This window comes from Cryobacterium breve (genome assembly GCF_027594785.1).
In the GTDB taxonomy this organism is placed as follows: Bacteria; Actinomycetota; Actinomycetes; order Actinomycetales; family Microbacteriaceae; genus Cryobacterium; species Cryobacterium breve_A.
Genome location: NZ_CP075584.1, coordinates 2,025,995 through 2,052,171 on the forward strand (window position 1 = coordinate 2,025,995; position 26,177 = coordinate 2,052,171).

Below are 26,177 nucleotides of genomic sequence, written 5' to 3' on the forward strand. Positions count from 1 at the left end.
CCGAGTGCTCTTACTTGACCGAGCCGGCGGTCAGCCCGCCGACGATGTACTTCTGCAGGAACAGGAACAGGGCCATCACCGGGAGCGCCGCGAGCACGGCCCCGGCGGCGAACACCGAGTAGTTGCTCGAGAATTCCTGGGACACGAACTGGTAGAGGCCGACGGCGAGGGTCTGCTTCTCGGGCGTGATGAGCACGATGCTCGCGATCACGAACTCGTTGGTCGTACCGACGAAGGAAAGCAGGCCGACGACGGCGAGGATCGGGGCGACGAGCCTCAGGATGATCGTGAAGAAGATCCGGGCGTGGCCGGCGCCGTCGATCTTGGCCGCCTCGTCGATCGAGGCGGGGATCGTATTGAAGAAGCCGTACATCAGGTAGGTGTTCACGCCGAGGGCGCCACCGAGGTAGACCATGATCAGCCCGATCTGGGTGTCGAGGCCGATCGCGGGGAAGATGTCCGAGATGCCGCTGAGCAGCAGGAAGATCGCGACGACCGCGAGGAGCCTGCGGGAACATCTGCACGAGGACGAGCATCAGCAGGCCGGCCCGACGCCCGCGGAAGCGCATGCGGGAGAAGGAATACGCCGCGAGCGCTCCGAGGAACACGGTGCAGACCGAGGTGATCGTGCCGATCAGGAGCGTGTTGCCGTACCAGGCGGCGTAGGGCTGCTGCGGCAGGTTGAACAGGGTCGTGTAGCTGCCGAGGTCGATCTCGTTGAAAAGGCCGTTCGCGGTGATCAGGGTGCCGCCCGGATGCAGCGACGCGGAGAGCACATAGAGGAGCGGGAAGGCGGAGAAGACCACCATGACGGCGCCGACGAGGTGCCGCCAGCCGGTGCGGGAGAACCACCGGCCGAAGTTGAACGGTCGTTTGGTCGGGATGTACAGGTCACTGGTTTCGGGGGCTGCGATTCGCATCTCAGTTCAACTCCTCTAGCGCCTTGGTCTGTTTGAAGCTGATGATCGACACGAGCGCGACCAGCAGGAAGATGATGATCGAGAACGCGCTCGCGAGCCCGTAGTCGCGGCTCGCGCCGACGAAGGCGACCTTGTAGACCATCGAAATGAGGATGTCGGTGGCTCCGACGTTGACGCCGGCCGTGACGTCGCGGGGACCGCCGCCGGTGAGCATGTAGATCAGGTTGAAGTTGTTGAAGTTGAACGCGAACGAGGAGATCAGGAGCGGCGCGACCGAGACGAGCAGCAGCGGGAGCTTGATCAGCCGGAACACCTGCCAGGGCCTTGCCCCGTCCACGGTCGCGGCCTCCTGGATCTCGGTCGGAATCGACTGCAGCGCCCCGGTGCAGACCAGGAACATGTAGGGGAAGCCGAGCCAGAGGTTGACGAAGATGATGCTGAACTTCGCGAGCCATTCGTTGGTCAGCCAGGGGATGTCCGCCCCGCCGAAGAGCACCTGGTTCACGAAGCCGAACTGCGGGTTGAGCATGCCCGCCCAGACCAGGGCGGAGAGGAAGGCCGGGAAGGCGTACGGCAGGATCATTACCACCCGATAGACGTTGCGTCCACGCATCCGCAGGTCGTTGAAGACGATCGCGAGGAACAGGCCGAGCCCGAAGGTGGTCAGCACCGAGAGCAAGGCGAAGGCGAAGGTCCACAGGGTGACGCTGATCAGCGGACCGCGGATCGACTCGGAGCCGAAGGCGTGCACGAAGTTCGCGAAGCCCACCTCGACCTTCCAGCCGGGGAGCAGTTCCTCACCGCTCGGCGCCACGAAGGAGCCGGTCTTGCCGTTGTCGGCGTAGACGACGCCCGTGCTGCTGTTCGTCATCGTGCCGTCGGCGGCCGAGTAGACCAGGTCGGAGACGTAGAGGTAGGCGCTCGACCCGTCCGGGGTGCGGAGGGACCCATCGTTCGGGTCGTCCGAGACGGGGACGGAGAGCGCGGCGATGGCCTGCTGCTGGGCGACGATGTCGGCGAAGCGGAGCGAGGTGTAGCCGGCGAGGCCGGTGGCCTTGCCCGCGGCATCCGTCGTCGCGTCTGTGACGACCCGGAGGGGGCTCGTCGCCGAGCCGACGCTCACGGCGCCGTCGGGATCGGTGACGAGGAAGCTGAACTCGCCGGACTGTTCGAGCACGGTGAGGCCGTAGCTCGGGGAGTCGGGAACGCGTTCCTGCGAGGAGACGATGAGTGCGTTGACCGCGTCGGCCTTGGTGCTGTTGTGGCCCGTGCCGTAGTTGGTGAAGGCGATGTAGCCGGAGTAGCCGATCACGAAGATCTGGAAGATGAGGAGGAAGATCAGCCCGGGCGCGAGGTACTTGGCCGGGAGTTTCTGGTGACTGAAGTAGATCCAGTTGACGACCAGGGTAACGAAGGCCACGAGGCCGACGACGACCCAGTCCTGCTTCATCACGAGCACGAAGAGGGCGTAGACGCTGATCGCGTCGACGATGCCGAGAAGCACGATCTTGACGAGGAGCACCTTGACCCCGGCGGAGGCGGCCTCGGCGACCCGGGCGGCCCGCCGGGAGCGTTTCGTCTGCCGGAGCTGCGCCGCGTCCTGTTCGGTGCGTGGTGTGGTCATCGTTGTCCGCTTTCTCGGGTGCAGGTGGTGCTGGTGAGGGGATGCCCGTCCGCGGGGGCCGGGGACGGGCATCCGTCGTGCTGTGGTGCTGTGGTGCTGTGGTGCTGTGGTGCTGTGGTGCTGTGGTGCTGTGATGCTGTGATGCTGTGGTGCTGTGGTGCTTCGTTACTTGATGGCGGCCTGGATGTCGGCGGTCATCTTCTGCCACAGGGCGACCGGGTCACCCTTCTGGGAGATGATCGCGGCTTCGGTGACGCCCCAGAACTGCCAGACCTTGCCCATCTGCGGGATGCTCGGCATCGGGACGGCCGTGGCCGCGACCTTGCCGAAGCCGGCGGTGATCGGGTCGGAGCTGGCTGCCTCGAAGGCCGCGGTGTTGGCCGGGGCCCGCCCGCCGACCTTGTAGAGGGCGGTCTGCACCTTTTCGCTGCCGATGTAGTTGACCAGGAACTCGTTCGCGGCGAGGGCGTTCTTGCTCTTGGCGCTCACGACGAAGCCCTGCACGCCGACGAACGGCTGTGCGGTCTGGCCGCCGGCCGAGGGGATCGGGTCGACCGCGACAGTGATGCCGGCCTTCTGGGCGTCCGGGACGTTCCACGGGCCGGTGATCAGGAAGGGCGAGGCGCCGGCGAGGAACTTCTCCTTGGCGATGTCGCTCGTGACGTTGAGGCTCAGGTTGCCCGCTGCGCCCTGGGCGCCGAGCCAGGTCGCGAAGCCCTCTCCGCCGGCGTTGCCGATGGACAGGTCGTTGGCGTTGTAGCTTCCGTCGGCGTTGGTGCCGAAGACCGGGGCGCTGAAGGAGGTCTGGAACGGGTACAGGTGGTACGGGTCGGCGTCCGGGCCGAGCTGCACGAGGTACGGGAACTCGGTGCCGGCGGCCTTGCCCGCTGCGACCATGTCGTCGTAGCTGGCGGGAGCGGTCGGCGCGAGCGCGGTGTTACGGAGGAGCGCGATGTTCTCGATGGAATACGGCACGCCGTAGGTCTTGCCCTCGACGCTCATCGCCGTGACAGCGACCTTCTGGTAGTTGGCGGCGGTGTCGCCGAGTTCGACCGGCTGCACGACGCCGTTGGCGACGAAGTTGCCGAGCCAGTCGTGGGCGGCGATCGTGATGTCCGGGCCCTTGTCGGTGGGGACCTGGGCGACGAACTCGTCCTGAATCTTCGTGAAGTCCTTCTGGACCAGCTTCACCTCGACGCCGGTCTCCTGGGTGAACGCCGCGGCGGCATCCTTGAGCACGGGGGCGCGGTCGGCGTCGACCCAGACGGTCAGGCTACCGGTTCCGGCGGCGGCGGTGGCGCTCGCTGTGGAGGTGGCCCCTCCACCCGAACAGCCGGTCAGGGCCAGTGTCGCGGCCGCCAGTACGGCGCCGGCGGCAAGCAGGGCTTTCTTCTTCACCATCATTGGTGTGCCTCTCGTAGAACGAACAAATCAAAAGTGCAAGCGTTTACATTTCTAGTCGATGGACTGTTGATTGGCAATTCAAAGCGCGATGGTATCTGAAAGTTTGTCGGAATCGTTTAAGTATGGATTTCTGCAAACGCTTTCATGAGGGATTCCATGCAGTAAAGTTTTGGTCATGACAGGCTCCGAATGGTGGCGTACCGCCGTTATCTACCAGATCTACCCGCGCTCGTTTGCCGACTCGAACGGCGACGGTATGGGCGACCTCGCCGGCATTACCAGCCGGCTTCCCGCCCTGCAGGATCTCGGCATCGACGCCATCTGGCTCTCACCGTTCTATACGTCGCCCCAGCGTGACGCCGGGTACGACGTCGCCGACTATTGCAACGTCGATCCGCTCTTCGGCACCCTCGACGATTTCGCCACCCTGCAGGCCACGGCGCACGACCTCGGCATCCGGGTCATCGTCGACATCGTGCCCAACCACTCGTCCAGTGACCACCCCTGGTTCCAGGCCGCCCTCGCGGCCGGCCCCGGCAGCGAGGAGCGCGGGCACTATATCTTCCGCGACGGCAAGGGCGTCAACGGCCAGCTGCCGCCGAACAACTGGGAATCCGTCTTCGGCGGTCTCGCATGGACCCGCGTCATGGAGGCCGACGGCACTCCGGGCCAGTGGTACCTGCACCTCTTCGACTCGAGCCAGCCGGACCTCGACTGGCAGAACCCCTGGGTCCGCGCACAGTTCCGCGACGTGCTGCGCTTCTGGCTCGACCGCGGCGCTGACGGCTTCCGGGTCGACGTCGCACACGGCATGATCAAGGCCGCAGGCCTTCCCGACTACACCCCGCCCGCCGATGGCGGAAGCATGGGCGGGCGGGCAACCGCCCTCGAGCCCGGCGTCGTCGCAGAACCGGCCGCGACCGCGCCGTACTGGGCGCAGCCCGGAGTACACGAGATCTACCGCGACTGGCGGCTCGTGCTCGACGAGTACCCCGGCGACCGGATCCTGGCCGCAGAGGCCTGGGTCGACCCGCTCAGCCACGTCGCCGAGTGGGTGCGCCCCGACGAGATGCACCAGGCCTTCAACTTCGCCTACCTCGAGACTCTCTGGGGCGGCCCCGGCCTCCGGCGCGTCATCGACGACTCCCTCGCCGCCTTCAGCGCGGTCGGGGCACCGAGCACCTGGGTGCTCTCCAACCACGATGTCGTCCGGCACGCCTCACGCCTCGCGCTCACGGGCGACAACCTGCAGGGCCACGGCATCGGCCCGAAGACGGTCGGCCTTCCCGATACCGTCGTCGGCCTGCGCCGCGCGCGGGCGGCATCCGCTCTCATGCTCGCCCTGCCCGGTTCGAGCTACCTGTACCAGGGTGAGGAACTCGGCCTGCCGGAGGTCGTCGACCTGCCTGACGCCTCACGCGAGGACCCGACCTGGTTCCGCACCAACGGCGAGCGCTACGGCCGGGACGGATGCCGCGTGCCGCTGCCCTGGGTCGCCTCGGCCCCGTCCTACGGTTTCGGCCCGACCGCGGCCAGCTGGCTTCCGCAGCCGGCCATCTGGGGCGAACTCGCCCGTGACGTACAGGAAGGCGTGCCGACGTCGACCCTCGAGCTCTACAAGCTCGCCCTCCGGCTCCGGCGGGAGCACGACCTGGGACTCGGCTCCGTGTCCTGGCTCAACGGGCTCGGCGATGCGGTCGTCGCGTTCACGAACGGCAGCGTGACCGTTGTCGCGAACACGGGGGCGGCATCCGTCACCCTCCCCGTCGGCGAGGTACTGCTCACGAGCGAACCGCTCACCGGGCGAACCCTGCCCGGCGACACCACCGCCTGGCTGCGCGCCTAGCTCCCGCCCTCACCTGCACCTGCACCTGACGGTGCGCGCGCCTGGGCGGATGCCCGAGCTCACGAAATGCAGGATCAGACCGCCACTGAGGCTCCCCCAGCCTCAACCTGCGCCTGGTCCTGCATTTCGCGTTGGCGCCGGCCGGCGTCGGTCATCGGGAGCCCCCAGCGTCATCCCAGCCGACCCGCAGCCCCGAAGTGGGAGGATTGAGGGAGCGGCGCAGATTCGGCGCCCGCAGAAGGAGCACACCGTGACCGCCCCACAGACCGACAGCGTCGCCGGCACCCAGCAGAGCACGGATACCGACCTGGTCCAGCAGGAGAGCACCGATACCGACCTCGTCGTCGTCGAGCCCGGTTCAGGGAACCGAGGCGAGGCCCGCACCGGTGCCCACGACGCGACACTGACCGAACTCCAGGCCGAGAGCGACGCCGAAAAGGCGCGCCACCACGAGATCAAGACCGAGCTCACGCGCTTCATGATGTCCTACAAGTTCGCGACCGACGAGATGATGACGAAGATCAACATCCTCAAGGAAGAGTTCGCGTCGATCCACGACTACAGCCCGATCGAGCACGTCAGGCTCCCGGATCAAGTCGCCGGAGGGGATCCTCAACAAGGCCCTGCGCAAGGGCTGCCCGCTCGACCTCGAGGACATCCGCCGGCAGATCCAGGACATTGCGGGTATCCGGGTCACCTGCAGCTTCATCTCGGACACCTACCGGGTGCTCGACATGCTCACGAGCCAGGAGGACGTCACCGTCCTCGAGGTCAAGGACTACGTGACCACCCCGAAGTCGAACGGCTACAAGAGCCTGCACCTGATCGTCGCGATCCCGGTGTTCATGTCCGACCGGGTCGAGCCGGTCACCGTCGAGATCCAGATCCGCACCGTGGCGATGGACTTCTGGGCGAGCCTCGAGCACAAGATCTTCTACAAGTACCGTGGGGTCGTTCCGGCGAACCTCGTCGCCGAGCTCAAAGAGGCGGCGGATGTCGCCAATCGGCTGGACATCCAGATGGAGCGCCTGCACAATCAGGTCGTCGCTCTCGAACCCGCCGTACGGACAGGGGACGACCTGCTGAGCATCGCGGGGCTGACCCCGTTCGCCTTGCCGACGAGCCTGCTCGAGGCCATCGATCGCGGCCGGACGAGCGACGTCACCGACTAGCGACGAGCGACGTCACCGACTAGCGACCAGCGACCAGCGACCAGCGACCAGCGACCAGCGCTAGTTGGTGTTGGCGCGGAGCCAGACGAGCGGGTCGACGTGGACGCCGTCCTTGCCGCCGAGGCGGATCTCGAAGTGCAGGTGCGGGCCGGTGGACATTCCGGTGTTGCCGACCTTGCCGATGACCTGGCCGACCTTGACGACGTCGCCGGTCTTGAAGAGCATCGAGCCGTGGATCATGTGCGCGTAGACACTCGAGACGACTTTGCCGTCGATGACGTGGTCGATGATCATGTGCACGCCGAGGCTGCCTTCGCCGTCTTCGGTGAAGCTCACGACGCCGTCGGCAATGGACTGGATCGGGGCGCCGATGCCGGGGTTGAAGTCCTGACCCTGGTGGTCCGCGGAACAGCCGGCACAGTTGCGATAGCCGAACCGGTCACCGATGTGCACGCCGACCGCGAAGGGCCACTGGATCGTGCCGTTCGGGTTGTTGGTGAAGGTCGCTTCCATGCGGATGCCGCTCGCAGCGGCGACCTCGGCGATCGACTTCGATTCGAAACCATCACGCGTGACGGAAATCGTGTCTGTGCCGCCGTCCATGCTGAGCGTCTGCGCCGGTTCGACCGGCGAGGTCTGCGTGGAGAGCCGGGCTGCGGCCTGCACGTCGGCCGAGGAGAGCAGGGCTTCTGCGGGAAGCGAGGTGGACACGGCCATCAGGGCGACGAAGGCCATGGCGACGACGGTGAATCCGGTCGTGGCCAGGCGGCGCAGCTTCGGGGCCGGCCGCTGGGACGACGCCGGGGCGGCGGGGCGGTGGGTCGGCTGCTTCATCGTGCCGCTGCGGAGGGCGCGTGACGCGGTCCGCGACGGGCGAACGGGCTGGCCGGCGTCGTCGAGGGCCCGGATCGCCCGGGCGGCACGAGCGGAGCCGTGGGAACCGGCCTTCGCGGCGCGAGCGTGGGACCTGGTCGGCTGCGGGAGCGAGGTCGCCGCCGCGGCATCCGTCTGGAGCTGGTCGAGGTCGGTCACGGGTGCGTCTGCGGCGGCGGGGGCCGCGATCAGGCGATCGGAATCGTTGACCGTCACGGTGGCGAGTACGGGTTCGGCGAGTTCATCGGCGAGAACCTGCACGGCGTCGGTGTTGAGTGCGACCGGTCGGGCGGCGCTCGGCACGGCGGAATCGGCGGGTGCGTCGGCTGCTGCTGCGCGGTGCGCTGCGGCCAGGGGTGCCGCGGCGAGGCGTTCCTGCTCGCGCAGTTCCCGGCGGGTCAGGGCGGCCGGATGTACGGGCACAGCAGTGCGGGCGGGCTGGACCAGAGCTGAAGAATCGCTCACTACCGGGCTTTCGGAGTCACTCGCGGCACGCGCAGAATCGCGCGATGTGGAGGAGTGAGAAGACAAAGTCGGGTGGATTCTTTCGGCGCGGCGGACAGTGGCGAGCGTGGTCGTCTTGGCCAGGCCAAAGTAACGAATCACTACAGGCTAGCTCGCGAGGCTCGAATATTCCATTCCTTTGCACGTAATGACACCCCAATGCGGGGTTTTTTGCCGTCAGTCCTGGGGGCACGGTTAGGACCCGATTTCCGCTGTCACCCCGGAATCGCAGGGCACTCGGCGGCGGCGGCGCTACCGTTCCTGAGAACTCATAAATTGAGTGAAGAGCGGGGCCAGGATCGGCTCGAAATCGGCGTACAGGTCGGGCGCCCCGGCGATCAGGAGGTCGATTCCCTCGCGCTCCTCACCGAAGGCTCCGACCCGTGCGCCGGCCTCGCGGGCGACGAGCGCGCCCGCGGCCTGGTCCCACGGGTTGAGCCCGCGCTCGTAATAGAGGTCGAGGCGACCGGCGGCGACAGAACAGAGATCGAGCGCGGCCGAACCGATCCGGCGGATGTCCCGAACCCGGTCGATCAGGCCGTGCACGACGTTCGCCTGCCGCAGCCGCATGGCCGCGCGGTAGGAGAAGCCGGTTCCAACCAGCGCGAGGTTGAGCGGAACGCCCGTCGGCACCTGGAGCCTGCTGCCATTGAGGTGGGACCCGCCGCCGACGGAGGCGGTGAAGAGTTCGCCGAGCGCCGGGTTGAAGACGGCGCCGGCCAGGGTTGTCCAGGTCGCCGGGTCGTCGCCCTCGACGACGGCGATACTGACGCCCCATGCGGGAATGCCGTAGAGGAAGTTGACGGTGCCGTCGATCGGGTCGACGACCCAGGTCAGGCCGGAGGTGCCGGGGGTCGCCGCGGACTCCTCGCCGAAGAAGCCGTCATTCGGCCGAGCCTCGGCGAGCAGCGCCCGGATCAGGTTTTCGGTCTCCCGGTCGGCGAAGGTGACGATGTCCTCCGGCGAGGACTTGGACGCGGCGACCTCCACACCCTCCGCGCGTCGCCTGGCGGCCAGCTCTCCCGCGACGAGCGCGGTGTCCTGGGCGAGGCGGAGCAGTTCGGTCGGGGCGGGAATCGTCATGCTTCCACGCTAGACGACGCAGGGGAAGGCAGGACGGGAGACGCAAAAACCCCCGGAAACCAGGGCTTCCGGGGGTATTGGTTGTGGCAAGTGAGGGATTCGAACCCCCGAAGTCTACGACGGCTGATTTACAGTCAGATCCCTTTGGCCACTTGGGTAACTTGCCATTGCGCACCCGACCATGTGAAACCACCTGACCGGAGACGCTCAGACAGAATACAAGGGAATTGCCCCCGTGCGAAATTGCGTCCGGAACCATTGGTGTCGGCTGGCGGATGCGCCCGCTCGATATGATCGCTGAAGGGCCATTTCCCCCTGACTTGTGAGGAGCCGCATGGTCGGCATCGACGACGTCGCCCGCCAGGCGGGCGTGTCCACAGCGACGGTGTCCCGCGCCCTGAGCGGCAATGGCCACGTCTCCCCGGCCACCCGGCTCCGGGTCGAGACCGTTGCGGGGGAACTCGGCTATGTCGTGTCCTCGAACGCCTCGAGCCTCGCATCCGGTCGGATGAAGAACATCGGCGTCGTCGTGCCGTTCCTCGACCGCTGGTTCTTCTCCAACGTCGTCGAGGGTGCCCAGAAGGCCCTGCTCCGCGGCGGTTTCGACCTCACCCTCTACAGCCTCGCCGGGGACTACGACGAACGCCGCAGCGTGTTCGAGCACTTCCTGCTGCGCCAGAGAGTGGATGCCGTCATCGCGGTCTCCCTCGAACTGAACCCGGACGAGGTGGCCCGGTTGCACGCGCTCGAGAAGCCGCTCGTCGGCATCGGCGGCCCGATCGCGGGCGTGCGAACCCTCACGATCGACGATGTCGCCGTCGCCCGGCTCGCGACGGAGCACCTGCTCGCGCTCGGGCACACCCGGATCGCGCACATCGGCGGCAACCTCGAACTCGACCTCGACTTCCACCTGCCGACGAACCGGCGCCTCGGCTACGAGCTCGCCCTGACCGGAGCGGGGATCACGCCCCCCCCCGCCCTGTTCCAGGCCGCGGACTTCACGGTCCGCGGCGGGTACCAGGCCGCCAAGCAGTTGCTCGGCAACCCGCACGAGCGCCCGAGTGCGATCTTCGCCGCATCGGACGAGATGGCGATCGGCAGCATTCTCGCCGCGCGCGACCTCGGGCTGGTCGTGCCGCGGGACGTGTCCGTCGTCGGCACGGACGACCACGAGCTCGCCGACTTCTTCGGGCTCACCACGATCGCCCAGTTCCCGCAGTGGCAGGGCGAAAAGGCCGTCGAGATCCTGCTCGACGAGCTGCAGCCGGGAAAGCACGATCCCGTGGAACTCGACACCGCCATCCCGTTCGACCTGATCGTGCGGTCGAGCACCGCCCGCCCGCCCCAGGGCTGAGCCGGACGGGCGGCACTCGCGAAGATCACCCCTGCGGCGGGGTACCGCCACTGAAGCCGCTGAAGTCGCCGGATGGCGGTCCGCCCTGGAAGTCTGCGCTGCTTCCGCCACTCGAACCGCCGAGGTCGGTCAGGCTCGAGCTCGTGTCGGCGGCGGTACCCGGGATCGCATCGTCCAGGTCAGCGAGGATCACGACGTCACCGGCCGCGAGGCCGGAGTCGATCTCGGTCAGCTCGGTGCCGACGGCGCCGACCGTGACCGTCGTCGAGGTGGATGCCCCGGCGGCGAGCACGTCGACGGTGTACGCCGACCCGTCGCGATGCACGGCCGAGGTCGGCACGGTGAGCACGGCATCCGTGCTCTCGATCGCGACCGTGACGTGTGCCGACGCCCCGGTCAGGATCGTCGCGTCCGTCGTGTCGACGGCGAGGGTGACCGCGTACTTCGGCGTCGACGACGTCGAGACGTTCAGGATGCCGATGGAGCTGACGACCCCGGTCAGTGCCGTTCCCGTCGTCGCGAGTTCGATCTTCGCGGTCTGGCCGACCGTGAGGCTCGCGATTCTTGAGAGGGACACGGTCGAGTTGACGACGTAGCCGTCGTTGCCGAGGATCGTGATCACGGCGGTGTTCGAGGCGGCCGAGACCGCGTCACCCGCGACGATCGCGACCGCGGCCACGGTTCCCGCGAACGGGGCCGTGAGGGTGGTGAGGGTGGTCTGCTTCCGGGCGATGGCGAGCTGCGCCTCGGCCGCGGCGATGTCAGCCCGATCGGCGACGATCGTCTCAGCGGATGCGACCGTGGTCGTCGAGCTCGTGTTCAGGCCTCCCAAAGAGGTTGCTGTCGCACCGGTGACTGCGGACGTGTTCGCGGCCGTACCGGACGCCGTGACCGCCGTCGTCGAGGCCGTTGGGCCGGCCGTGGTGTCGGTACCGGTGGTCGTGGTGCCGGTCGTGGCGCCGTTCGTGCTGCCGGTCGTGGCGCCGGCACCGATCGATCCGGTTGCGGCCGTTGCGGCGTTCGCGGCCGTGAGGCCGCTGACGGCCGTGTTGAGGGCGGTCACGAGGGCCAGGACGTCCTGCTGGGCCGCGTCGACGGTCTTCTGGCCGGCGAGGACCGCGGTGATCGCGGTCTGGCATGCGGCGAGGTTGGCCTTCGCTGCGGCGAGTCGTTCGGCGGCCGTCGTCGAGAGGGGTCGCCGTCGGCGCCGGCGTCGCGGTGTCGGTCGGGGTGGGCGAGGCCGTGTCGGTCGGCGTGGCCGCCGCATCCGTGCTCCCAGTGCCCGTGTCAGTCGAGCTCGTGCCGGCCGCGGTCGTCGCGGCGTCGTCAAGGGCAGCGTCGATGAACGGCTTACAGGTCTCGTCGGTAGAGGCCATGGTCGCGTCGCTCGCGGCGAGCGCGGTCTGAGCCTCGGTGTATTTCGCGAGGAGCGCGGCCTGGGCGGCTGTGACCACGGTGACGGCCGCCGTAACGGCCGCATCGGGAACGGTCGAGGTAGAACCGGAGGGCGATCCCGCCGTTCCCGAACCTGTGCCCGCGATGCTGCCGGACGTCGTTCCGGACGGCGAACCCGTTGACGCAGACCCGGTCGCAGACGTCGAGGTCGTCGCGGTCGCGGTCTGAGAGTCAAGATCGTCGGTGAGGGTCTGTTCAGCAGCGGTGACTGTCGCCTCCGCGTTCGTGACCGCTGCGGCCAGATCGGTGGCATCGAGCGTTGCGAGGGTCTGCCCGGCGGTGACCGTGGCCCCGATGGCGACGTCGACCGTCGCGACGGTTCCGCCGACGGAGAAGGAGGCATCCTTCCGGGTCGTCGGAGCGACGGTGCCGGTCACGGCGAGCGACTGGCTCACCGTCCCGGTCGCGGCCACAACCGTGCGGAAGTGACCGCTGTCGGTGCGGTTCATGGCGTAGACGACACCGCCGCCCGAAACGCACAGCACCGCGGTGACCGCGCCGAGGGCGATCAGTCGCCGGCGGCGCTGAGCGACGGCCTTGGCCGACCGGGCCTTCGTGACAGACTTCGCAGTCGTGGGCGAGGACCCGGCTCCACCCAGCGTCGCCGGAGACGTGGCGGTCGGCTCTGTCGCCTCCTTCCGCGCCTCGAGGTCCTTCCGGGCCTCGAGGGCGGCGAGCGCCGAAGAGTTCGACAGCGCTGCTGCGGCCTCGGCTGCCGCAGCAGCCTCGGCGCGGGCCGCCCTGCGGGAGGCACCGAAGGGACTCCTACTCATTAGAGGTGCTCCCGCTCGGGCGGGCTCCGCCGCCGAAGCCCGACCGCGCGACGCAGCCGTCCGCGGTGGCGGTCGAGATCGCCAAGGCGGTCGCGGCGAAGCCGCCGCTCGTGTCCGAGGCGCCGGTCGCCACGGCGCACGCGCCGACGACGAGGGCGCTCGAGTCGGAGGCGACCGTGTTCAGGAAGGTGGTCGTGGACGCGACGGTGACCTCGGTCGAGGTCGTGTCCGTGCTGCCCATGCCAACGGCGTCGACGGTGATCGAGTCGGCGGTGACCGCGGTCACGAGTCCGCTGACCGGGAAGCCGAAGGTCCCGCCGCCCGGAGCCCCCGCGGCGCCAGACGGCAGGTCGGTCGGCATGGTTCCGTTCGGGGCCCCACTCGGCATGGTGCCGTTGCCCGGAGCCTCCGGTCGGCATGGTGCCGTCGGCCCCGCCGCCGCGGATGCCCGTCATGCAGGCTCCGTCCACCGCATCGGTCACGGACACGCTCGTCGCGGCCGTGGCCGCTGTCGTTCCGCTCGCCGCGGCGAAGCCGAAGACGGTGACGCAGCGCCCGACGGAGACATCCGTCAGCACGCCGGTCACGGTCGCGGTGATCGTCGTTGCGGCCGTGTACGACACGGCCGTCTGGGTGCTGGAATCCTGTACCTGGAGGATTCCGGCGGCCACGGCGGCGATGGTGCCGTTGATGCCCGCATCGGCAGGCGCCCCCGTCGACGCCGGCGCCGCTGAGGAGGCAGGGACCGCGGCTGTGCTCGCCCCCGCTGCGCAGCCGGTCAGGAGCAGCACCCCGCCGAGGGCCAGCAGGACTCCGAAGTTGGTGGCGAAACGGGTGGTCGGTCGAGTGCGGGTCATGAGGTCTCCAATGGACGTGAAACAGGACGTGAAACTGCGGCTGAAGCGGATGCCTGCAGCGGGGTCTGCCTGACGGGCGAGGCGTGCAGGGCGTGGGTTCGGTTGACGCGCATGGCTACTCGCTCCTGAGCGCGTCAATCGGCGCGAGCTTGGCCGCCCGAGTGGCGGGATAGACCCCGAAGACGAGGCCGATGATGATCGCCACCCCGATGGACAGTCCGACTGCGAGCGGAGACACGACGATCGAGCTGCCGATCACCGCGGGCAGGGTCAGGGCGGCTACGACCCCGATCACCGCGCCGAGGATTCCGCCGGACAGCCCGAGGATGGCCGCCTCGATCAGGAACTGCCGCCGGATCGCCCAGGGCGGGGCGCCGAGCGCCTTGCGGAGGCCGATCTCCCTGGTGCGTTCGGACACCGAAACGAGCATGATGTTCATCACGCCGATGCCGCCGACGAGGAGCGAGAGTCCGGCGACTCCGGTGAGCAGGATCGTCAGGGTCTGGTAGACCGCCGTCGCGGTGCTGACCAGGGCGTCCTGGCTGCTGATGGTGAAGTCGGCGTCGTCCGTCGAGGAGATCGAGTGCAGGTTGAGCAGGAGCGCGTCGGCCTCCTGGTAGGCGGCGGACAGTTGGGTGTCCGAGGCGGCCTGCAGGTAGATCGTCGACACCGCGTTGCTCGAGGTGCCGCCGACGAGGTCGGTGGCCGCGGTGTTGAAGGGCACGATGGCCACGTCGTCGAGGTTGCTCGACGAATCCGAACCGGCCGTGGCGAGCACGCCGACCACCTGGAAGGTCTTGTCGCTGATCACGACGGACTGGCCGACCACGTTCTGGGTGCCGAAGAGTTCGTCTGCGGTCTCCGAGCCGAGCACGACGACCGCGGCGGAGGCATCCGCCTGGGCCTGCGTGAAGAAGGAGCCGTGCGCGAGGGTGCGCTGTCGCACGGAGGTCCACGCCGTCGTGGTTCCGGTGACGGTCGTGGTCCAGTTGGTGTCGTTGGCGGTGAGCGACAGCGAGGTCGCGCTCTCCGGGGCGACCCCGGAGATGTCGGGGGCGTTCACGGTCGAGCTGAGCGCCTCGGCGTCGGTGATCGTGAGTGTCGCGCTCGTGCCGAAGCCGCCGCGGGCTCCCGTGGTGCTCGTGCTGCTGCCGGGGGCGACGATGAGCAGGTTGCTGCCGAGGGAACTGATCTGGGCGCTCACGTCGAGCTGGGTGCCGAGGCCGAGGCCGACGGTCAGGATGACCGCGGCGATGCCGATCAGGATGCCGAGGATCGTGAGCATCGAACGCAGGGCGTGGGAGTAGACGGCGGCCCAGCTGGTGCGGAAACTCTCCATCCAGGTCATGCTGCGTTCACCTCGTCGCGGACGATGGCGCCGTCCTTGACCCAGACGATCCGGCGGGCGCGCTGGGCGACCTCGAGTTCGTGGGTGATCAGGACGATCGTGCGGCCGAGGGCGTTGAGTTCGTCGAACAGGGTGAGCACGTCGCGGGTCGACACCGAGTCGAGGTTTCCGGTCGGTTCGTCGGCGAGGATCATGGTCGGTTCCCCGACGAGGGCCCTGGCCACGGCGACCCGCTGCTGCTGGCCGCCGCTCATCTCGCCCGGTTTGTTGTCGAGGCGGTCGCCGAGGCCGACGCGTTCGAGGGCGCGGCTGGCGCGTTTCCTGCGTTCCTCGCGGGGAACGTGCCCGTAGACGAGGGGCAGTTCGACGTTGCGCCAGGCCGGCATCGAGGACAGCAGGTTGAAGCCCTGGAAGACGAAGCCGATCTGCTGGTTGCGCACGCTCGCGAGTTCGATCTCGTCGAGCTCCTCGACGTCGGTGCCTCCGAGGCGGTACTGGCCGCGGGTGAGGGTGTCGAGGCAGCCGAGGATGTTCATGATGGTGGATTTCCCGGAGCCGGACGGCCCCATGATGGCGACGTATTCGCCCTCGTGGATCGCGAGGTTGATCCCTTTCAGTGCTTCGAATTCGATGGTGCCGGAGGTGTAGGTCTTGCCGGCGTCGATGAGCTCGATGACGGGGCCTGCGGCATCCGCCTCGAGTGTCCACGGGTGGGAGGGCAGGGCCGCGACCGAGTGTGTGGAGACGGGGTTGGCGGAAACGGGGTTGGCGGAGACGGGGTTCATGAGCGGATCAACCACCGTTGGTCCCCGTTCCGGCTCCCGGGAACGTTGCGCCGTCAGGCATTCCGGTCGGTCGGGTGCCGCGCTCGGTCGTTGAGCCGCTGTTTCCGGAGCCCGGGGTGAACGTCACGACCACGACTTCGTCGCCCTCGGCGATGCCGGTGAGGATCTCGGTGACGTTGCCGACGGTCTCGCCGACGGTGACGGTCGTCGCAACCGCGGTGCCGGAGGCGTCCAGGGTCTTCACGGTGGAGACGCCGTCTGCGGTCGTGACCGCGGCGCTCGGAACGGTGAGCACGTTGGTGCGGCGCTCGTAGACGATCTTGGCCGTCACGGCGACGCCGTCGTAGAGGCCGTCCGGGTCTCCGGTGACGGCGACGACGACGGGGTAGGTGACCGCGCCGGAGGTCGTCGACGGCAGGATGCCGACGGACTGCACGGTGCCGAAGAACGCGGTGCCGTCGTCGAGCGCCAGTTCGACCTGGTCGTTGACCGCGACGTTGGCGATGTCCGACTCGCCAATGGCGAGGGAGAGCGACCACGAGTCGGTGCCGACGATGCTGAAGTCGGCCGTGCTCGTCGAGGTCGAGGCGGTCGACGCGGTCGTGGCGCCGCCCGCTCCTGAACTGCCCGAGCTACCTGAACTTCCCGAGCTGCCCGAGGAGATCACGTCGCCGACGGCGACGTTGACCGCGGTGACGAGGCCGGCGGAGGGGGCGGTGAGAGTCGCACCGGCGACCGCGGACTGCGCGGTCACGACGGCGGCCTCGTCGACGGCGACGGACGCCGTCTGGGCCGCGATCTGAGCGACGGCAGCGGTGGTGCCGTCGCTGTCGCTCACGCTCGTGGCGAGTTTCGCCTTCGCGGTCGCGAGCGTCGCCTGTGCTTGAAGCACGGCGGCGTCGAGGCTGAGCGTGTCGACCGTTGCGAGCACCTGGCCAGCGGTCACGGTGCTCCCCGCCGCGACCGGGACGGCCGTGACGGTGCCGGACACGGCGAAGCTCACCGAGTCGTTCACGGTCGGGGTCGCGGTGCCGTCGCTGTCGACGGTCTTCTGCATGGTCGTGAGGCTCGCTGCGGTGGTGATGGGAGCGGCGACCGTGGACTTGGTGTTCGCCGGGACGGCGAAACCGAACCAGTAGATGCTGCCGCCCGCGAGGGCGAGCACGACGACGCCGGCAACCACCCAGGTTCGTGGGCGGATGTGCGTGAGAAACTGTGGCCGTTTCATGGTCTCCTCGATAGCTCGTGCGCGGCTTCTGACTGCCGCGTCGGCAACGGTACGCAGCAGGGCTATGGCCGCGGCCTCCAGCGGTTATCAGTTGCCGATGAGCCCCCGGGGTGGCCGAGTCGCACACGACGGGGGATGGGGCGCGGATGCCGGGCGAAGCATCCGCCGATAACATTGCTGTCATGGCAGACTCAACGTTCGACATCGTCAGCAAGGTCGACCCGATGGAGGTCGACAACGCCCTCAACCAGGCCCACAAGGAAGTCGCGCAGCGCTACGACTTCAAGAACGTCGGCGCCTCGATCGAGATGAGCGGCGAAAAGGTGCTCATGAAGGCGAACTCGGAGGAGCGCGTCAAGGCGATCCTCGAGGTCTTCGAGTCCAAGCTCATCAAGCGCGGCATCTCACTGCGCAGCCTCGACGCGGGCGACCCGTACGCCTCGGGCAAGGAATTCCGGATCGAGGCCTCGATGAAGGCCGGCATCGACCAGGAGAACGCGAAGAAGATCGGCAAGATCATCCGCGACGAAGGCCCCAAGGGCGTCAAGAGCCAGATCCAGGGCGACGAGCTCCGGGTGAGCTCGAAGAGCCGCGACGACCTGCAGGCCACGATGGCACTGCTCAAGGGCAAGGACCTCGACGTCGCCCTGCAGTTCGTCAACTTCCGCTAGACATCCGGGCATCCTCTTGACGCCGTTCGACAACATGGCGCCGGTGAGCCCGGACACCACCGCCGCGGACGTCGACGCCCACCTCGCCGTGTTCGGCGAGGCGGGCAGCGAACTGCTCGGGTCCTAGGCCGAGGCGGTCACTTCTGCTGGCGCTGAGGCGCGGGAGATGGCGACCATCTCGTCGCGGGGCACGACCTTGATCCGCACCCGGCCCTCTGCCGCGCCGAGCGCCTGCTCGTGCTGGTCGAGGCGGTGCCAGCCGTCGAGGTTCGTGTACTGGACTCCGCGTTCGTCGAGGAGCGCGACGATGCTCTCCTCCGACGGGGATTCCGGGCGCCACCAGTTGCCGAGATCGTTGATCAGGTGCCGCACGGTTTCCATCGCGTCTGACTTGGTGTGCCCGATCAGTCCGACCGGCCCGCGCTTGATCCACCCGGTCGCGTACACGCCGTAGAGCTGCTGGTTGGCGCTGCCCGCACCGGACGACGGGTCGCCCTTGGAGAGCACCTGCCCCTCGCGGTTCGGGATCACACCGTGCTTCTTGTCGAACGGCACCCCGGGCAGCGGCGAGCCGAAGTAGCCGACCGCACGGTACACGGCCTGCACCGGCAACTCGCGGATCTCCCCGGTGCCCACGACGCCGCCCTGGCCGTCGGGCGCGGTGCGTTCGTAGCGGATGCCGCCGACCCGGCCGGTGCCGTCGTCGATGAGTTCGAGGGGCTTGGCGAAGAAGTGCAGGTGCAGCCGGCGGCTCGCGCCCGCCTGCGGGTCCTCGGCGAGCTTGTGGGCGCGTTCACGCCACTTGCCGAGCACCTTGTCGATCACGAAGACCTGCTTGTTGCTCGCAACGGCGGCGCGCGCCGCGTCGTCGTAGTCGAAGTCCTCGTCGTAGACGACGATGTCGACGTCGGGCAGTTCGCCGAGCTCGCGCAGTTCGAGCGGGGTGAATTTCACGGATGTCGGTCCGCGGCGCCCGAAGATGTGCACGTCGGTCACCGGTGAGGCCTTGAGCCCGTCGTAGACGTTCGCCGGGATCTCGGTGGGCAGCAGGTCGTCCGCGTGCTTCGCGAGGATCCGCGCCACGTCGAGGGCGACGTTGCCGTTGCCGATCACGGCGACCTGCTTGGCTTCGAGCGGCCAGGTGCGCGGGTAGTCGGGGTGCCCGTCGAACCAGCTCACGAAGCGGGCGGCGCCGTAGGAGCCGACGAGGTCGATGCCGGGAATCCGCAGGTCGGCGTCGCGCACGGCGCCGGTCGCGAAGATGACGGCGTTGTAGTGCTTCCGGAGGTCGTCGAGGGTGATGTCCTCGCCGAAGCGCACGTTGCCGAAGATGCGGATGTCGCCGCGGTCGAGCACGTCGCGCAGGGCCGAGATGATGCCCTTGATCCGGGGGTGGTCCGGTGCGACGCCGTACCGTACGAGTCCGTACGGCGCGGGGAGGTGGTCGAACAGGTCGATCGAGACGTCGAAGTTGCGTTCCGCCTTGAGCAGGATGTCCGCGGCGTAGATTCCGGCGGGGCCTGCCCCGACGATCGCCAGGCGTAGCTTCGCGGGTCGCTGGTCGGTGGGGCGCTTCTCGGTCATGACGACCTTTCTAACTTGATCGCTCGACGATCGTGTCGGCGAATCGGGTCAGCGCCTTCTTGACGGACCCGTCTGGGAGGGGATCGAGGGAGGCCACGGCGTCGTGTGCCCAGCCGTGCGCCTCTGAGAGGGTCTGCGCGGTCACATCGTGGTCACGGAGCGCGGCGATCGCGGAGTCCGCGGCCTCACTCCGGGTGCCCTGGCTGCTCATGACGTCCCGTTCGAGGCGTTCGAGCAGGGCAGCGGATGCCGGGTCGTCGCCGGCGCGCTCGCGGAGCCTGAGCACGGGCAGGGTCGCAACGCCGGCGCGCAGGTCGGTGCCGGGCACCTTCCCCGTCGCCTCGGGCTGCGGGGAGAGGTCGAGTACGTCGTCGATGAGCTGGAACGCGACGCCGATCTTCTCGCCGAAGCTCACGAGCGGCTGTTCGAACTCGTCGGGCGCGTCCGAGAAGATGATCCCGGCCTGGGCCGCTGCCGCGATGAGCGAGCCCGTCTTGTCGGCGAGCACGGAGATGTAGTGCTCGACCGGGTCGTCGCCGTCGTGCGGGCCGACGGTCTCGTGGAGCTGCCCCATCACGAGGCGTTCGAACGTGTCGGCCTGCAGGCGGATGGCCCGCTCGCCGAGCTTGGCCATCAGCTGGCTCGCCCTGGCGAACAGGAGGTCGCCGGTGAGGATCGCGATCGAGTTGCCCCAGACCTTTTGCGCGCTCGGGACGCCGCGGCGCTGACCGGAGTCGTCCATGACGTCATCGTGGTAGAGCGAGGCGAGGTGGGTGATCTCGATCGCGGTGGCCGCGGTGACGACGTCGGTCAGGTTGCCGCTGCCGAGGTGAGCGGTGAGCAGGGCCAGCATGGGGCGCACGCGCTTGCCGCCGGCTTCGAGAAGGTACCGGGTGGTGACGCTCGCGACCTCGTCGGCGAACACGACCTCGGCGAAGAGACTCGCCTCGACCTGCTCGAGGCCGGCATCGATGCCGGCGGCCAGGCCACGGTCATTCGCTGTCGAGAAGATTCGATCGCTGAGGCCGATCTGGCTCGTCACGGAGGAGCCGCGCCGGAACAGGGGAACGCTCGGTTTCACTCTGACAGCCTATCCATTGGGGTCTGGGAGTTTCAGTCGGCCGGGACAGCCGCGGCCGCGGGCGCGGAGGCGGCTTTGATACCGCGGTGCAGTGCCACGATACCGAGGGTGAGGTTGCGGTAGGCGACGGACTCGTAGCCGGCCTCGCGGAGCCATCCGCTGAGCACGGGCTGGGTCGGCCAGGCGGCGATCGATTCGCCGAGGTAGTCGTACGCCTCCGCGTTCGAGGAGGCGAGCTTGACGACCCGGGGCATCACGTGGTTGAGGTAGGCGAAGTAGCCGGTGCGGACGACGGGGTTCGGCGGGGTGGAGAACTCGCAGATGACCACGCGACCGCCGGGCTTGGTGACGCGGAAGAACTCGGCGAGCGCCTTGCGGGGTTCGACGACGTTGCGCAGGCCGAAGGAGATGGTGACGACGTCGAATTCGTCGTCGGCGAAGGGCAGTGCCGTGGCGTCCGCCTGCACGAACTCGACGAGCGGGTTGCCGGCATGGCGTTCCCGGCCGACCTGGATCATCCCGGCGGAGAAGTCCGCGGCGACGACGTGGGCGCCGCTGTGGGTCAGCGCGACGCTCGAGGTGCCTGTGCCCGCTGCGATGTCGAGGATGCGCTCGCCCGCCTGCGGGTTGACGGCGCGAGTGGCCGCGAGCCGCCAGAGGGCGGCATTTCCGACCGACAGAACCGCGTTTGTGCGGTCGTAATGCGTCGACACCTGATCGAACATGGCAGCGACCTGCTCCGGCTGCTTGCTGAGGTCTGCTCTGTTCACTCCAACAGTCTAGGTTGCCGCTCCCCACTGATCCTGCGAAGCCGGTGATAGGGCGGTTATCGCCCCCGGAAGCCGGTGTCCGCGGCGGCTGGCATAGGCTGGGCAGGTGAATGTGCAGGCCTTGACGGTTGAAACCACTCCCATTGCCGACATTCGACAACTGGTCCTTCTTCTCGACGCCCGGAAGCCGCTGCTCTGGATGCGTCGCAACCAGGGCCTCGCCGGCCTCGGCTCGGCCCTGCGGCTCGAATTCTCGGGCCCGACCCGCATGACGGATGCCGCGAGCGCGTGGCGGGACGTCGTCGCCGCATCCACGGTGACCGATCCGCTCGCGAGAACGGGCACCGGCCTGCTGGCGTTCGGCACCTTCGCCTTCGACGACGAATCCGCCGAGACGAGCGTGCTCCTCGTTCCGGAGGTCATCGTCGGGCGTGAGGACGGCCTGTGCTGGGTCACCCGGATCTGGCCGACCGGGGGCACCCCTCCGGAGATTCCGGTGGCGCTGCATCCGCTCGGCACCGAATACCGCATCTCGCTGCTCTCGGGCACGCTGCGGCCCGAGGCGTACAAGGCCGCCGTCGATGAGGCGGTCGTGCGTCTCTCCGCCGGCGAGGTCAACAAGGTCGTGCTCGCCAGGGACCTCCGCGGGCACCTTCCGGCCAAGTCGGACCTGCGCCGCACGATCAGCGAACTCGCACTGGGCTACCCGGACTGCTGGACCTACGCCGTCGACGGCCTCGTCGGGTCGAGCCCCGAAACCCTGATCCGCGCAGACCACGGCGAGGTCAACGCCCGGGTACTCGCCGGGACCGTCTCACGCGGCGCAGACGCCGCGGCGGACCTCGAGGCCGCCGCCGCGCTCGCGACGAGCGCGAAGGACGGCGACGAACACGCCTTCGCGGTGCAGAGCGTGCTCGCCTCGCTGCGTCCGCACACCTCGCACCTGCTCACGAGCGAGCTGCCGTTCACGGTCAAGCTCCCGAACCTGTGGCACCTCGCGACGGATGTCGAGGGCACCCTCTCCGACGGATCGACGTCCCTCGACCTCATCGCCGCCATGCACCCGACGGCGGCGGTCGCGGGAACGCCGACGCAGGCCGCCCTTGCGCTCATCCGCGAACTCGAGCCCTTCGACCGCGGCCGGTACGCCGGGCCGGTCGGCTGGGTCGGCGCGGACGGCGACGGGGAATGGGCGATCGCGCTGCGCTGCGCCCAGGTCACGCCGACCGGGGACGTCACGGCATACGCCGGCTGCGGTATCGTGCTCGGCTCAGAGCCCGACCGCGAGCTCGCCGAGACCCGTATGAAGTTCCGCCCCATCGTAGAAGCCTTCGGCTAACCCCCGCCCCTGCGCTCTGAGCTGAGAGCTGAGCGCTGAGCGCTCAGCGCTCAGCGCCGTGAACCGCGAGAGCGCACTTATGGCCCTTTAAAAAGGCTCCAGAAGGGCCGATTTCGTACTCTCGCGGGAGAAACGGGAGGAACGGAAGGAGTCGCCGGGCAACGGCGGGGCGGATGGGGCGGGTCAGGTGGCGGCGAGGCGCGCCTTTTCGGCGTCGACGTCGAAGGCGGCGGGCGGCCAGTCGAGGTTCAGACGCTCGAGGGCATCGATCAGCAGGTGCTGGACGGCGAGGCGTGCGTACCATTTCTTGCCGGCGGGAACGACGAACCACGGTGCGTCAGGGGTCGAGGTGCGTTCGAGGGCGAGCTGGTAGGCCGCCTGGTAGTCGGCCCAGCGCATCCGCTCGTCGACGTCGGCCGGGTTGTACTTCCAGTATTTGTCGGGGCGCTCGAGGCGCTCGAGCAGCCGCTCCTTCTGGTCGGCCGAACTGATCTGCAGCATGACCTTGATGATCGTGGTGCCGTCGTCGACGAGGTCCTGCTCGAATTGGCGGATCTGCCCGTACCTGGCCTCGATCTCTTCGGCGGGAGCGAGCTCGTGCACGCGGGCGATCAGCACGTCCTCGTAGTGCGAGCGGTCGAAGACCCCGATCAGGCCGGGACCCGGCACACGGCTCCGTACCCGCCAGAGGAAGTCGTGCGCGCGTTCCTCCGCGGTCGGCGCCTTGAACGCGGTGAGGCGCACACCCTGGGGGTCGACGGACCCGACGACGTGCCGCACGATGCCGCCCTTGCCCGCGGTGTCCATGGCCTGCAGCACGAGGAGCACCTTGCGGCCACCGCCGTCATCAGCCGCGGCCCGGCTGTTGGCGTAGAGCTTCTCCTGCAGAGAATCGAGCAGGCCGACACCCGAGGCGAGCGCCTTGTCGGCGTTCTTCTTCGCGACGCCGTCGAAACCGGGGGTCGCGTCGGGGTCGACGGCGGCGAGCCGGAATCCGGGGCCGACGCGGAGCGTCTCGATCGGGTCTGAGTCCCAGAACTTGTGGTCGAGCCCGCTCATGATGATGCACCCTTCGTCGAAAACTGCAGGAAGACTGACACTGTGCAGCCGGGCCCACGCGAGGCCATGCAGAAAACCTAGCGCGTGAGCGGCACCTCGAGCAGGCTCGGTCCGAGCGGCGGCGCGGTGAGCGCCCGCTCGAGATCGCTGCGGGTCGCCGCCCGGACGTACTCCCAGCCGTACGCTGCGGCGAGCGCGGAGAGGTCGACGCCGTGCGGCGTGTAGAGCACCCGGCTGATCTGGTCCTGTGGGGCGGATGCCGCGACCTCGAGCCCGTCGAAAATGGTTCCGCCGCCGTCGTTGCCGACGATGACCTGCAGCCGGGCCCGCGCTTCACCCGGGACCAGCAGCATCGATCCGGCGTCGTGCAGCAGGGCGAGGTCGCCGAGGAGCAGCCGGGTCGTGCCGGTCGAGCGGGGCTCGCTGCCGTCCTGGAACGCCTGGCTGGCGAGCGCGATGCCCGTCGCGGTCGCGATGGTGCCGTCGATGCCCGCGAGACCGCGGTTCGAGTGCACGGAGATCTTCTTGCCCGGCACCCGCCGGTCCGCCTCGCGGATCAGCCGGGACGCGCCGAGCACCAGCCTGTCGTGTGGCCAGGAGGCCCTCCAGACGGCGTCGACGAGCATGCTGCGGGTGACGGGAGCGCGGAGGGCGGCGAATTCGGCGCGCGTCATCCCGTGGGCGCCGAAGGGGACATCCGCTTCGTCGGTCGCCGCGTCGAGAACCCGCCTGCTCGTCATCACCCAGCTGCCGAGCCAGGCCCGGCCGTCGCGGGTTTCCGCCGCAGCTGTTGCGGATGCCCCGACGCGCGCCGCGCGGGCGAACGTGCGCACCCGGTGTCCCGGGTTGTACCACTCGGCGCCGGTCGGGGCCACGACGATCGTCTCGACGTCGTCCCTCTGGATCAGGGCCGGGATCTCCCGGCTCAGCGACGGATGCCCGAACACGATCACGCGTTCGACCCGCCCGCCGAAGTCCTCGGCCTGCAGCAGCTCACGGTAGGCGGCCACGAGGTTCGGCCCGAAACGGGCGTTGCTCGACACCTCGGCGAGCAGCGGCCAGCCGCCGGCCCGGGCGAACTCCTCTGCCGCACTCCCCGCGCCGGTGCCGGCGACCACGACGGTGCGCGGCCCTGCGTCGAGAACGAGAGCCGCCACGTCACCGGTCACCGCGAAAGCGGGTGAGTCGGCGGTCTGCCCGCGGCTCACCGACGGCTCACCCGCTTTCGCGGCAGTGTCGGCGGAGCGCTCGAGGGTCAGGGGGCGGAGAGGGGCTCCCGGAAGGCGAGGTTGAGCCTGCACGGGACCGGGGTCGAGCGAGCTGCGGCCGGTGGCGGCATCCATCGCCTGGGCGGCGAGTTCGGCAGCGCGGACAGCGTCGGAAGAACGGGCGGCGTCGGCCGCGTGGGAACCGGCGGCGTCGGCGGCAGCACCGGGGGCAGGAACGTCGAGGCAGAGCCGGGTCGCCACCCCGAAGAGCCCGGTCTGCACGGTCGTCTGGTTCGAGCGGATGCCGCGGAGTTCGACGGGGCGATCGGCCGTCAGCACGATGAGCGGCACCCCGGAGTGATGTGCCTCGAGCACCGCGGGGTGCAGGTTGGCGACGGCCGTGCCGGACGTGCAGATCACAAGGGCGGGCACGCCGGTCTCGACGGCGAGGCCGAGCGCGAGGAAGCCGGCGCCGCGTTCGTCGATGCGCACATGCAGGCGGACCAGGCCGAGGCGTTCGAGTTCCGCCGCGACCAGCGCGAGCGCCTGCGAGCGGGAACCGGGACTCACGACGATGTCGCGGACGCCGAGGCCCACGAACGCGCCGAGGAGGGCGACGCTGAAATCCGTCGCCGGGCTGCCGGAGGGCGCGGGACTATCGAAGGGCACGCTGCCGCCCACGGCCGCGGTGTCGGTCAGGATCGGGTCAGGCATCCCGGCGGCCAGGCAGTTCGCCCTCGCCAGGGTCGGTCGTCTTCTTCGGCTCCGCTGCGGCGGGCCCCTTCGCCGGACCGGTGGACGGGCCCGTCGACGGGCCGGCGTTTCCGGCGGCTTGTCCCTTGCCGGAACCGGAGTTCTGGCTCTTGCCCGGTCGCTCGGGTTTGTCGGTCGGATCCGGCTTGTCGAGGTCGGCGAGCTCCTGCTCCATCTGGCGGATCCGCTCCTCCTGGAGCCGGTCACGGCCGAGGCTCTTCAGGAAGTCGGGATCGTCATCGGGGGCGAGTTGCCGTGATGCGCCGCGACCGGGTGCCGAACTCTGGTTGCTGCCGCGGCCGATGAACAGCCACAGCAGGGCTCCGACGACGGGGACCAGGACGATCACAAAAACCCAGACCCAGCGCGGCAACCCGCGGATCCGGCCGCGATCGAAGGTGACACACTCGACGAGCGCATAGACGGTCACGAGAATGACCGCAATTCCTACGACAAGCCACACCTTTACCATCCGCTCATTCTACG

Annotated in this window: 23 protein-coding genes, 1 tRNA gene and 1 pseudogene; 6 read left to right on the forward strand and 19 right to left on the reverse strand. The window is 68.8% G+C overall.

What is annotated here, in order from left to right:
* Window positions 1-10: 10 nt before the first annotated feature.
* From KIV56_RS09890 to KIV56_RS09900, 3 genes and pseudogenes are all read right to left on the reverse strand, one after another.
* Window positions 11-920: pseudogene (locus KIV56_RS09890) on the reverse strand (sugar ABC transporter permease).
* Between the two features lies 1 nt (window position 921).
* Window positions 922-2,544, reverse strand: a complete 1,623-nt coding sequence (locus KIV56_RS09895) for an ABC transporter permease subunit (protein WP_281533315.1) — start codon at window positions 2,542-2,544, stop codon at window positions 922-924.
* A 165-nt stretch (window positions 2,545-2,709) separates the two neighbouring features.
* The gene (locus KIV56_RS09900; protein ID WP_281533316.1) at window positions 2,710-3,948 is read right to left on the reverse strand and encodes a sugar ABC transporter substrate-binding protein; all 1,239 of its coding nucleotides are present in this window, start codon (window positions 3,946-3,948) and stop codon (window positions 2,710-2,712) included.
* A 175-nt stretch (window positions 3,949-4,123) separates the two neighbouring features.
* Here KIV56_RS09900 and KIV56_RS09905 point away from each other — a divergent pair, with 175 nt between their 5' ends.
* Complete coding sequence (locus KIV56_RS09905) at window positions 4,124-5,794, forward strand: glycoside hydrolase family 13 protein (protein ID WP_281533317.1); 1,671 nt, start codon at window positions 4,124-4,126, stop codon at window positions 5,792-5,794.
* Between the two features lie 358 nt (window positions 5,795-6,152).
* On the opposite strand, the gene KIV56_RS19750 is transcribed toward KIV56_RS09905, so the two are convergent.
* Window positions 6,153-6,503: a hypothetical protein gene (locus tag KIV56_RS19750; RefSeq protein WP_348648375.1), complete on the reverse strand. Its 351-nt coding sequence runs from the start codon at window positions 6,501-6,503 to the stop codon at window positions 6,153-6,155.
* On the opposite strand from KIV56_RS19750, the gene KIV56_RS09910 reads away from it, so the two are divergent.
* On the forward strand, window positions 6,418-6,966 hold the full coding sequence (locus KIV56_RS09910; RefSeq protein WP_348648560.1) for a GTP pyrophosphokinase: 549 nt from the start codon (window positions 6,418-6,420) through the stop codon (window positions 6,964-6,966). The two genes, KIV56_RS19750 and KIV56_RS09910, sit on opposite strands and share 86 nt — an antisense overlap.
* A 60-nt stretch (window positions 6,967-7,026) precedes the next feature.
* Here KIV56_RS09910 and KIV56_RS09915 read toward each other — a convergent pair whose 3' ends face one another.
* From KIV56_RS09915 to KIV56_RS09925, 3 genes are all read right to left on the reverse strand, one after another.
* Window positions 7,027-8,304 (reverse strand): M23 family metallopeptidase, encoded by a 1,278-nt coding sequence (locus KIV56_RS09915; protein ID WP_281533318.1) that lies wholly within the window; start codon window positions 8,302-8,304, stop codon window positions 7,027-7,029.
* Window positions 8,305-8,595: 291 nt separating this feature from the next.
* Complete coding sequence (locus KIV56_RS09920) at window positions 8,596-9,426, reverse strand: inositol monophosphatase family protein (protein ID WP_281533319.1); 831 nt, start codon at window positions 9,424-9,426, stop codon at window positions 8,596-8,598.
* Between the two features lie 84 nt (window positions 9,427-9,510).
* Window positions 9,511-9,592: transfer RNA gene (locus KIV56_RS09925), tRNA-Tyr, on the reverse strand.
* Between the two features lie 168 nt (window positions 9,593-9,760).
* Between KIV56_RS09925 and KIV56_RS09930 the strand changes: the two genes are divergently transcribed.
* On the forward strand, window positions 9,761-10,780 hold the full coding sequence (locus KIV56_RS09930) for a LacI family DNA-binding transcriptional regulator (protein ID WP_281533320.1): 1,020 nt from the start codon (window positions 9,761-9,763) through the stop codon (window positions 10,778-10,780).
* A gap of 25 nt (window positions 10,781-10,805) precedes the next feature.
* Here the strand turns inward: KIV56_RS09930 and KIV56_RS09935 are convergent, their stop codons facing one another.
* From KIV56_RS09935 to KIV56_RS09945, 3 genes are read right to left on the reverse strand one after another with little or no spacing between them, the layout of a single operon-like run.
* Window positions 10,806-11,612 carry an efflux RND transporter periplasmic adaptor subunit gene (locus KIV56_RS09935; protein WP_281533321.1) on the reverse strand — a complete coding sequence of 269 codons (807 nt, stop codon included), beginning with the start codon at window positions 11,610-11,612 and terminating at the stop codon, window positions 10,806-10,808.
* Entirely contained in the window at window positions 11,566-13,008 is a 1,443-nt protein-coding gene (locus KIV56_RS09940; RefSeq protein WP_281533322.1) for a biotin/lipoyl-binding protein, read from the reverse strand. Before KIV56_RS09940 ends, KIV56_RS09935 begins: the two co-directional genes overlap by 47 nt.
* Window positions 13,001-13,369 (reverse strand): hypothetical protein, encoded by a 369-nt coding sequence (locus KIV56_RS09945; RefSeq protein ID WP_281533323.1) that lies wholly within the window; start codon window positions 13,367-13,369, stop codon window positions 13,001-13,003. The genes KIV56_RS09940 and KIV56_RS09945 overlap by 8 nt, the downstream gene beginning before the upstream one ends.
* A 56-nt stretch (window positions 13,370-13,425) precedes the next feature.
* On the opposite strand from KIV56_RS09945, the gene KIV56_RS09950 reads away from it, so the two are divergent.
* Complete coding sequence (locus KIV56_RS09950) at window positions 13,426-13,938, forward strand: hypothetical protein (RefSeq protein WP_281533324.1); 513 nt, start codon at window positions 13,426-13,428, stop codon at window positions 13,936-13,938.
* Window positions 13,939-13,980: 42 nt separating this feature from the next.
* On the opposite strand, the gene KIV56_RS09955 is transcribed toward KIV56_RS09950, so the two are convergent.
* Genes KIV56_RS09955 through KIV56_RS09965 form a run of 3 tightly spaced genes read right to left on the reverse strand, consistent with a single transcriptional unit; the run spans window position 13,981 to window position 17,226 of the window.
* Window positions 13,981-15,213, reverse strand: coding sequence for an ABC transporter permease (locus KIV56_RS09955; protein ID WP_281533325.1), 1,233 nt, complete (start codon window positions 15,211-15,213; stop codon window positions 13,981-13,983).
* Complete coding sequence (locus KIV56_RS09960; RefSeq protein ID WP_281533326.1) at window positions 15,210-16,013, reverse strand: ABC transporter ATP-binding protein; 804 nt, start codon at window positions 16,011-16,013, stop codon at window positions 15,210-15,212. The genes KIV56_RS09955 and KIV56_RS09960 overlap by 4 nt, the downstream gene beginning before the upstream one ends.
* Window positions 16,006-17,226, reverse strand: coding sequence for an efflux RND transporter periplasmic adaptor subunit (locus KIV56_RS09965; protein WP_281533327.1), 1,221 nt, complete (start codon window positions 17,224-17,226; stop codon window positions 16,006-16,008). Before KIV56_RS09965 ends, KIV56_RS09960 begins: the two co-directional genes overlap by 8 nt.
* A gap of 182 nt (window positions 17,227-17,408) precedes the next feature.
* Here KIV56_RS09965 and KIV56_RS09970 point away from each other — a divergent pair, with 182 nt between their 5' ends.
* Window positions 17,409-17,897 carry a YajQ family cyclic di-GMP-binding protein gene (locus KIV56_RS09970; RefSeq protein ID WP_134448794.1) on the forward strand — a complete coding sequence of 163 codons (489 nt, stop codon included), beginning with the start codon at window positions 17,409-17,411 and terminating at the stop codon, window positions 17,895-17,897.
* Between the two features lie 123 nt (window positions 17,898-18,020).
* Here the strand turns inward: KIV56_RS09970 and KIV56_RS09975 are convergent, their stop codons facing one another.
* From KIV56_RS09975 to ubiE, 3 genes are read right to left on the reverse strand one after another with little or no spacing between them, the layout of a single operon-like run.
* Entirely contained in the window at window positions 18,021-19,481 is a 1,461-nt protein-coding gene (locus KIV56_RS09975; protein WP_281533328.1) for an FAD-dependent oxidoreductase, read from the reverse strand.
* A gap of 10 nt (window positions 19,482-19,491) precedes the next feature.
* Complete coding sequence (locus tag KIV56_RS09980) at window positions 19,492-20,562, reverse strand: polyprenyl synthetase family protein (RefSeq protein WP_281533329.1); 1,071 nt, start codon at window positions 20,560-20,562, stop codon at window positions 19,492-19,494.
* 32 nt (window positions 20,563-20,594) lie between these two features.
* The gene (gene ubiE, locus KIV56_RS09985) at window positions 20,595-21,332 is read right to left on the reverse strand and encodes a bifunctional demethylmenaquinone methyltransferase/2-methoxy-6-polyprenyl-1,4-benzoquinol methylase UbiE (protein ID WP_281533330.1); all 738 of its coding nucleotides are present in this window, start codon (window positions 21,330-21,332) and stop codon (window positions 20,595-20,597) included.
* A gap of 112 nt (window positions 21,333-21,444) precedes the next feature.
* Between ubiE and KIV56_RS09990 the strand changes: the two genes are divergently transcribed.
* Window positions 21,445-22,671: an isochorismate synthase gene (locus KIV56_RS09990; protein ID WP_281536119.1), complete on the forward strand. Its 1,227-nt coding sequence runs from the start codon at window positions 21,445-21,447 to the stop codon at window positions 22,669-22,671.
* A 183-nt stretch (window positions 22,672-22,854) separates the two neighbouring features.
* On the opposite strand, the gene KIV56_RS09995 is transcribed toward KIV56_RS09990, so the two are convergent.
* From KIV56_RS09995 to KIV56_RS10005, 3 genes are all read right to left on the reverse strand, one after another.
* Window positions 22,855-23,730, reverse strand: a complete 876-nt coding sequence (locus KIV56_RS09995; RefSeq protein WP_281533331.1) for a polyphosphate kinase 2 family protein — start codon at window positions 23,728-23,730, stop codon at window positions 22,855-22,857.
* Window positions 23,731-23,807: 77 nt separating this feature from the next.
* Window positions 23,808-25,652, reverse strand: a complete 1,845-nt coding sequence (gene menD, locus KIV56_RS10000) for a 2-succinyl-5-enolpyruvyl-6-hydroxy-3-cyclohexene-1-carboxylic-acid synthase (protein WP_281533332.1) — start codon at window positions 25,650-25,652, stop codon at window positions 23,808-23,810.
* Window positions 25,645-26,163 carry a PLDc N-terminal domain-containing protein gene (locus KIV56_RS10005; protein WP_281533333.1) on the reverse strand — a complete coding sequence of 173 codons (519 nt, stop codon included), beginning with the start codon at window positions 26,161-26,163 and terminating at the stop codon, window positions 25,645-25,647. Before KIV56_RS10005 ends, menD begins: the two co-directional genes overlap by 8 nt.
* Window positions 26,164-26,177 lie beyond the last annotated feature (14 nt).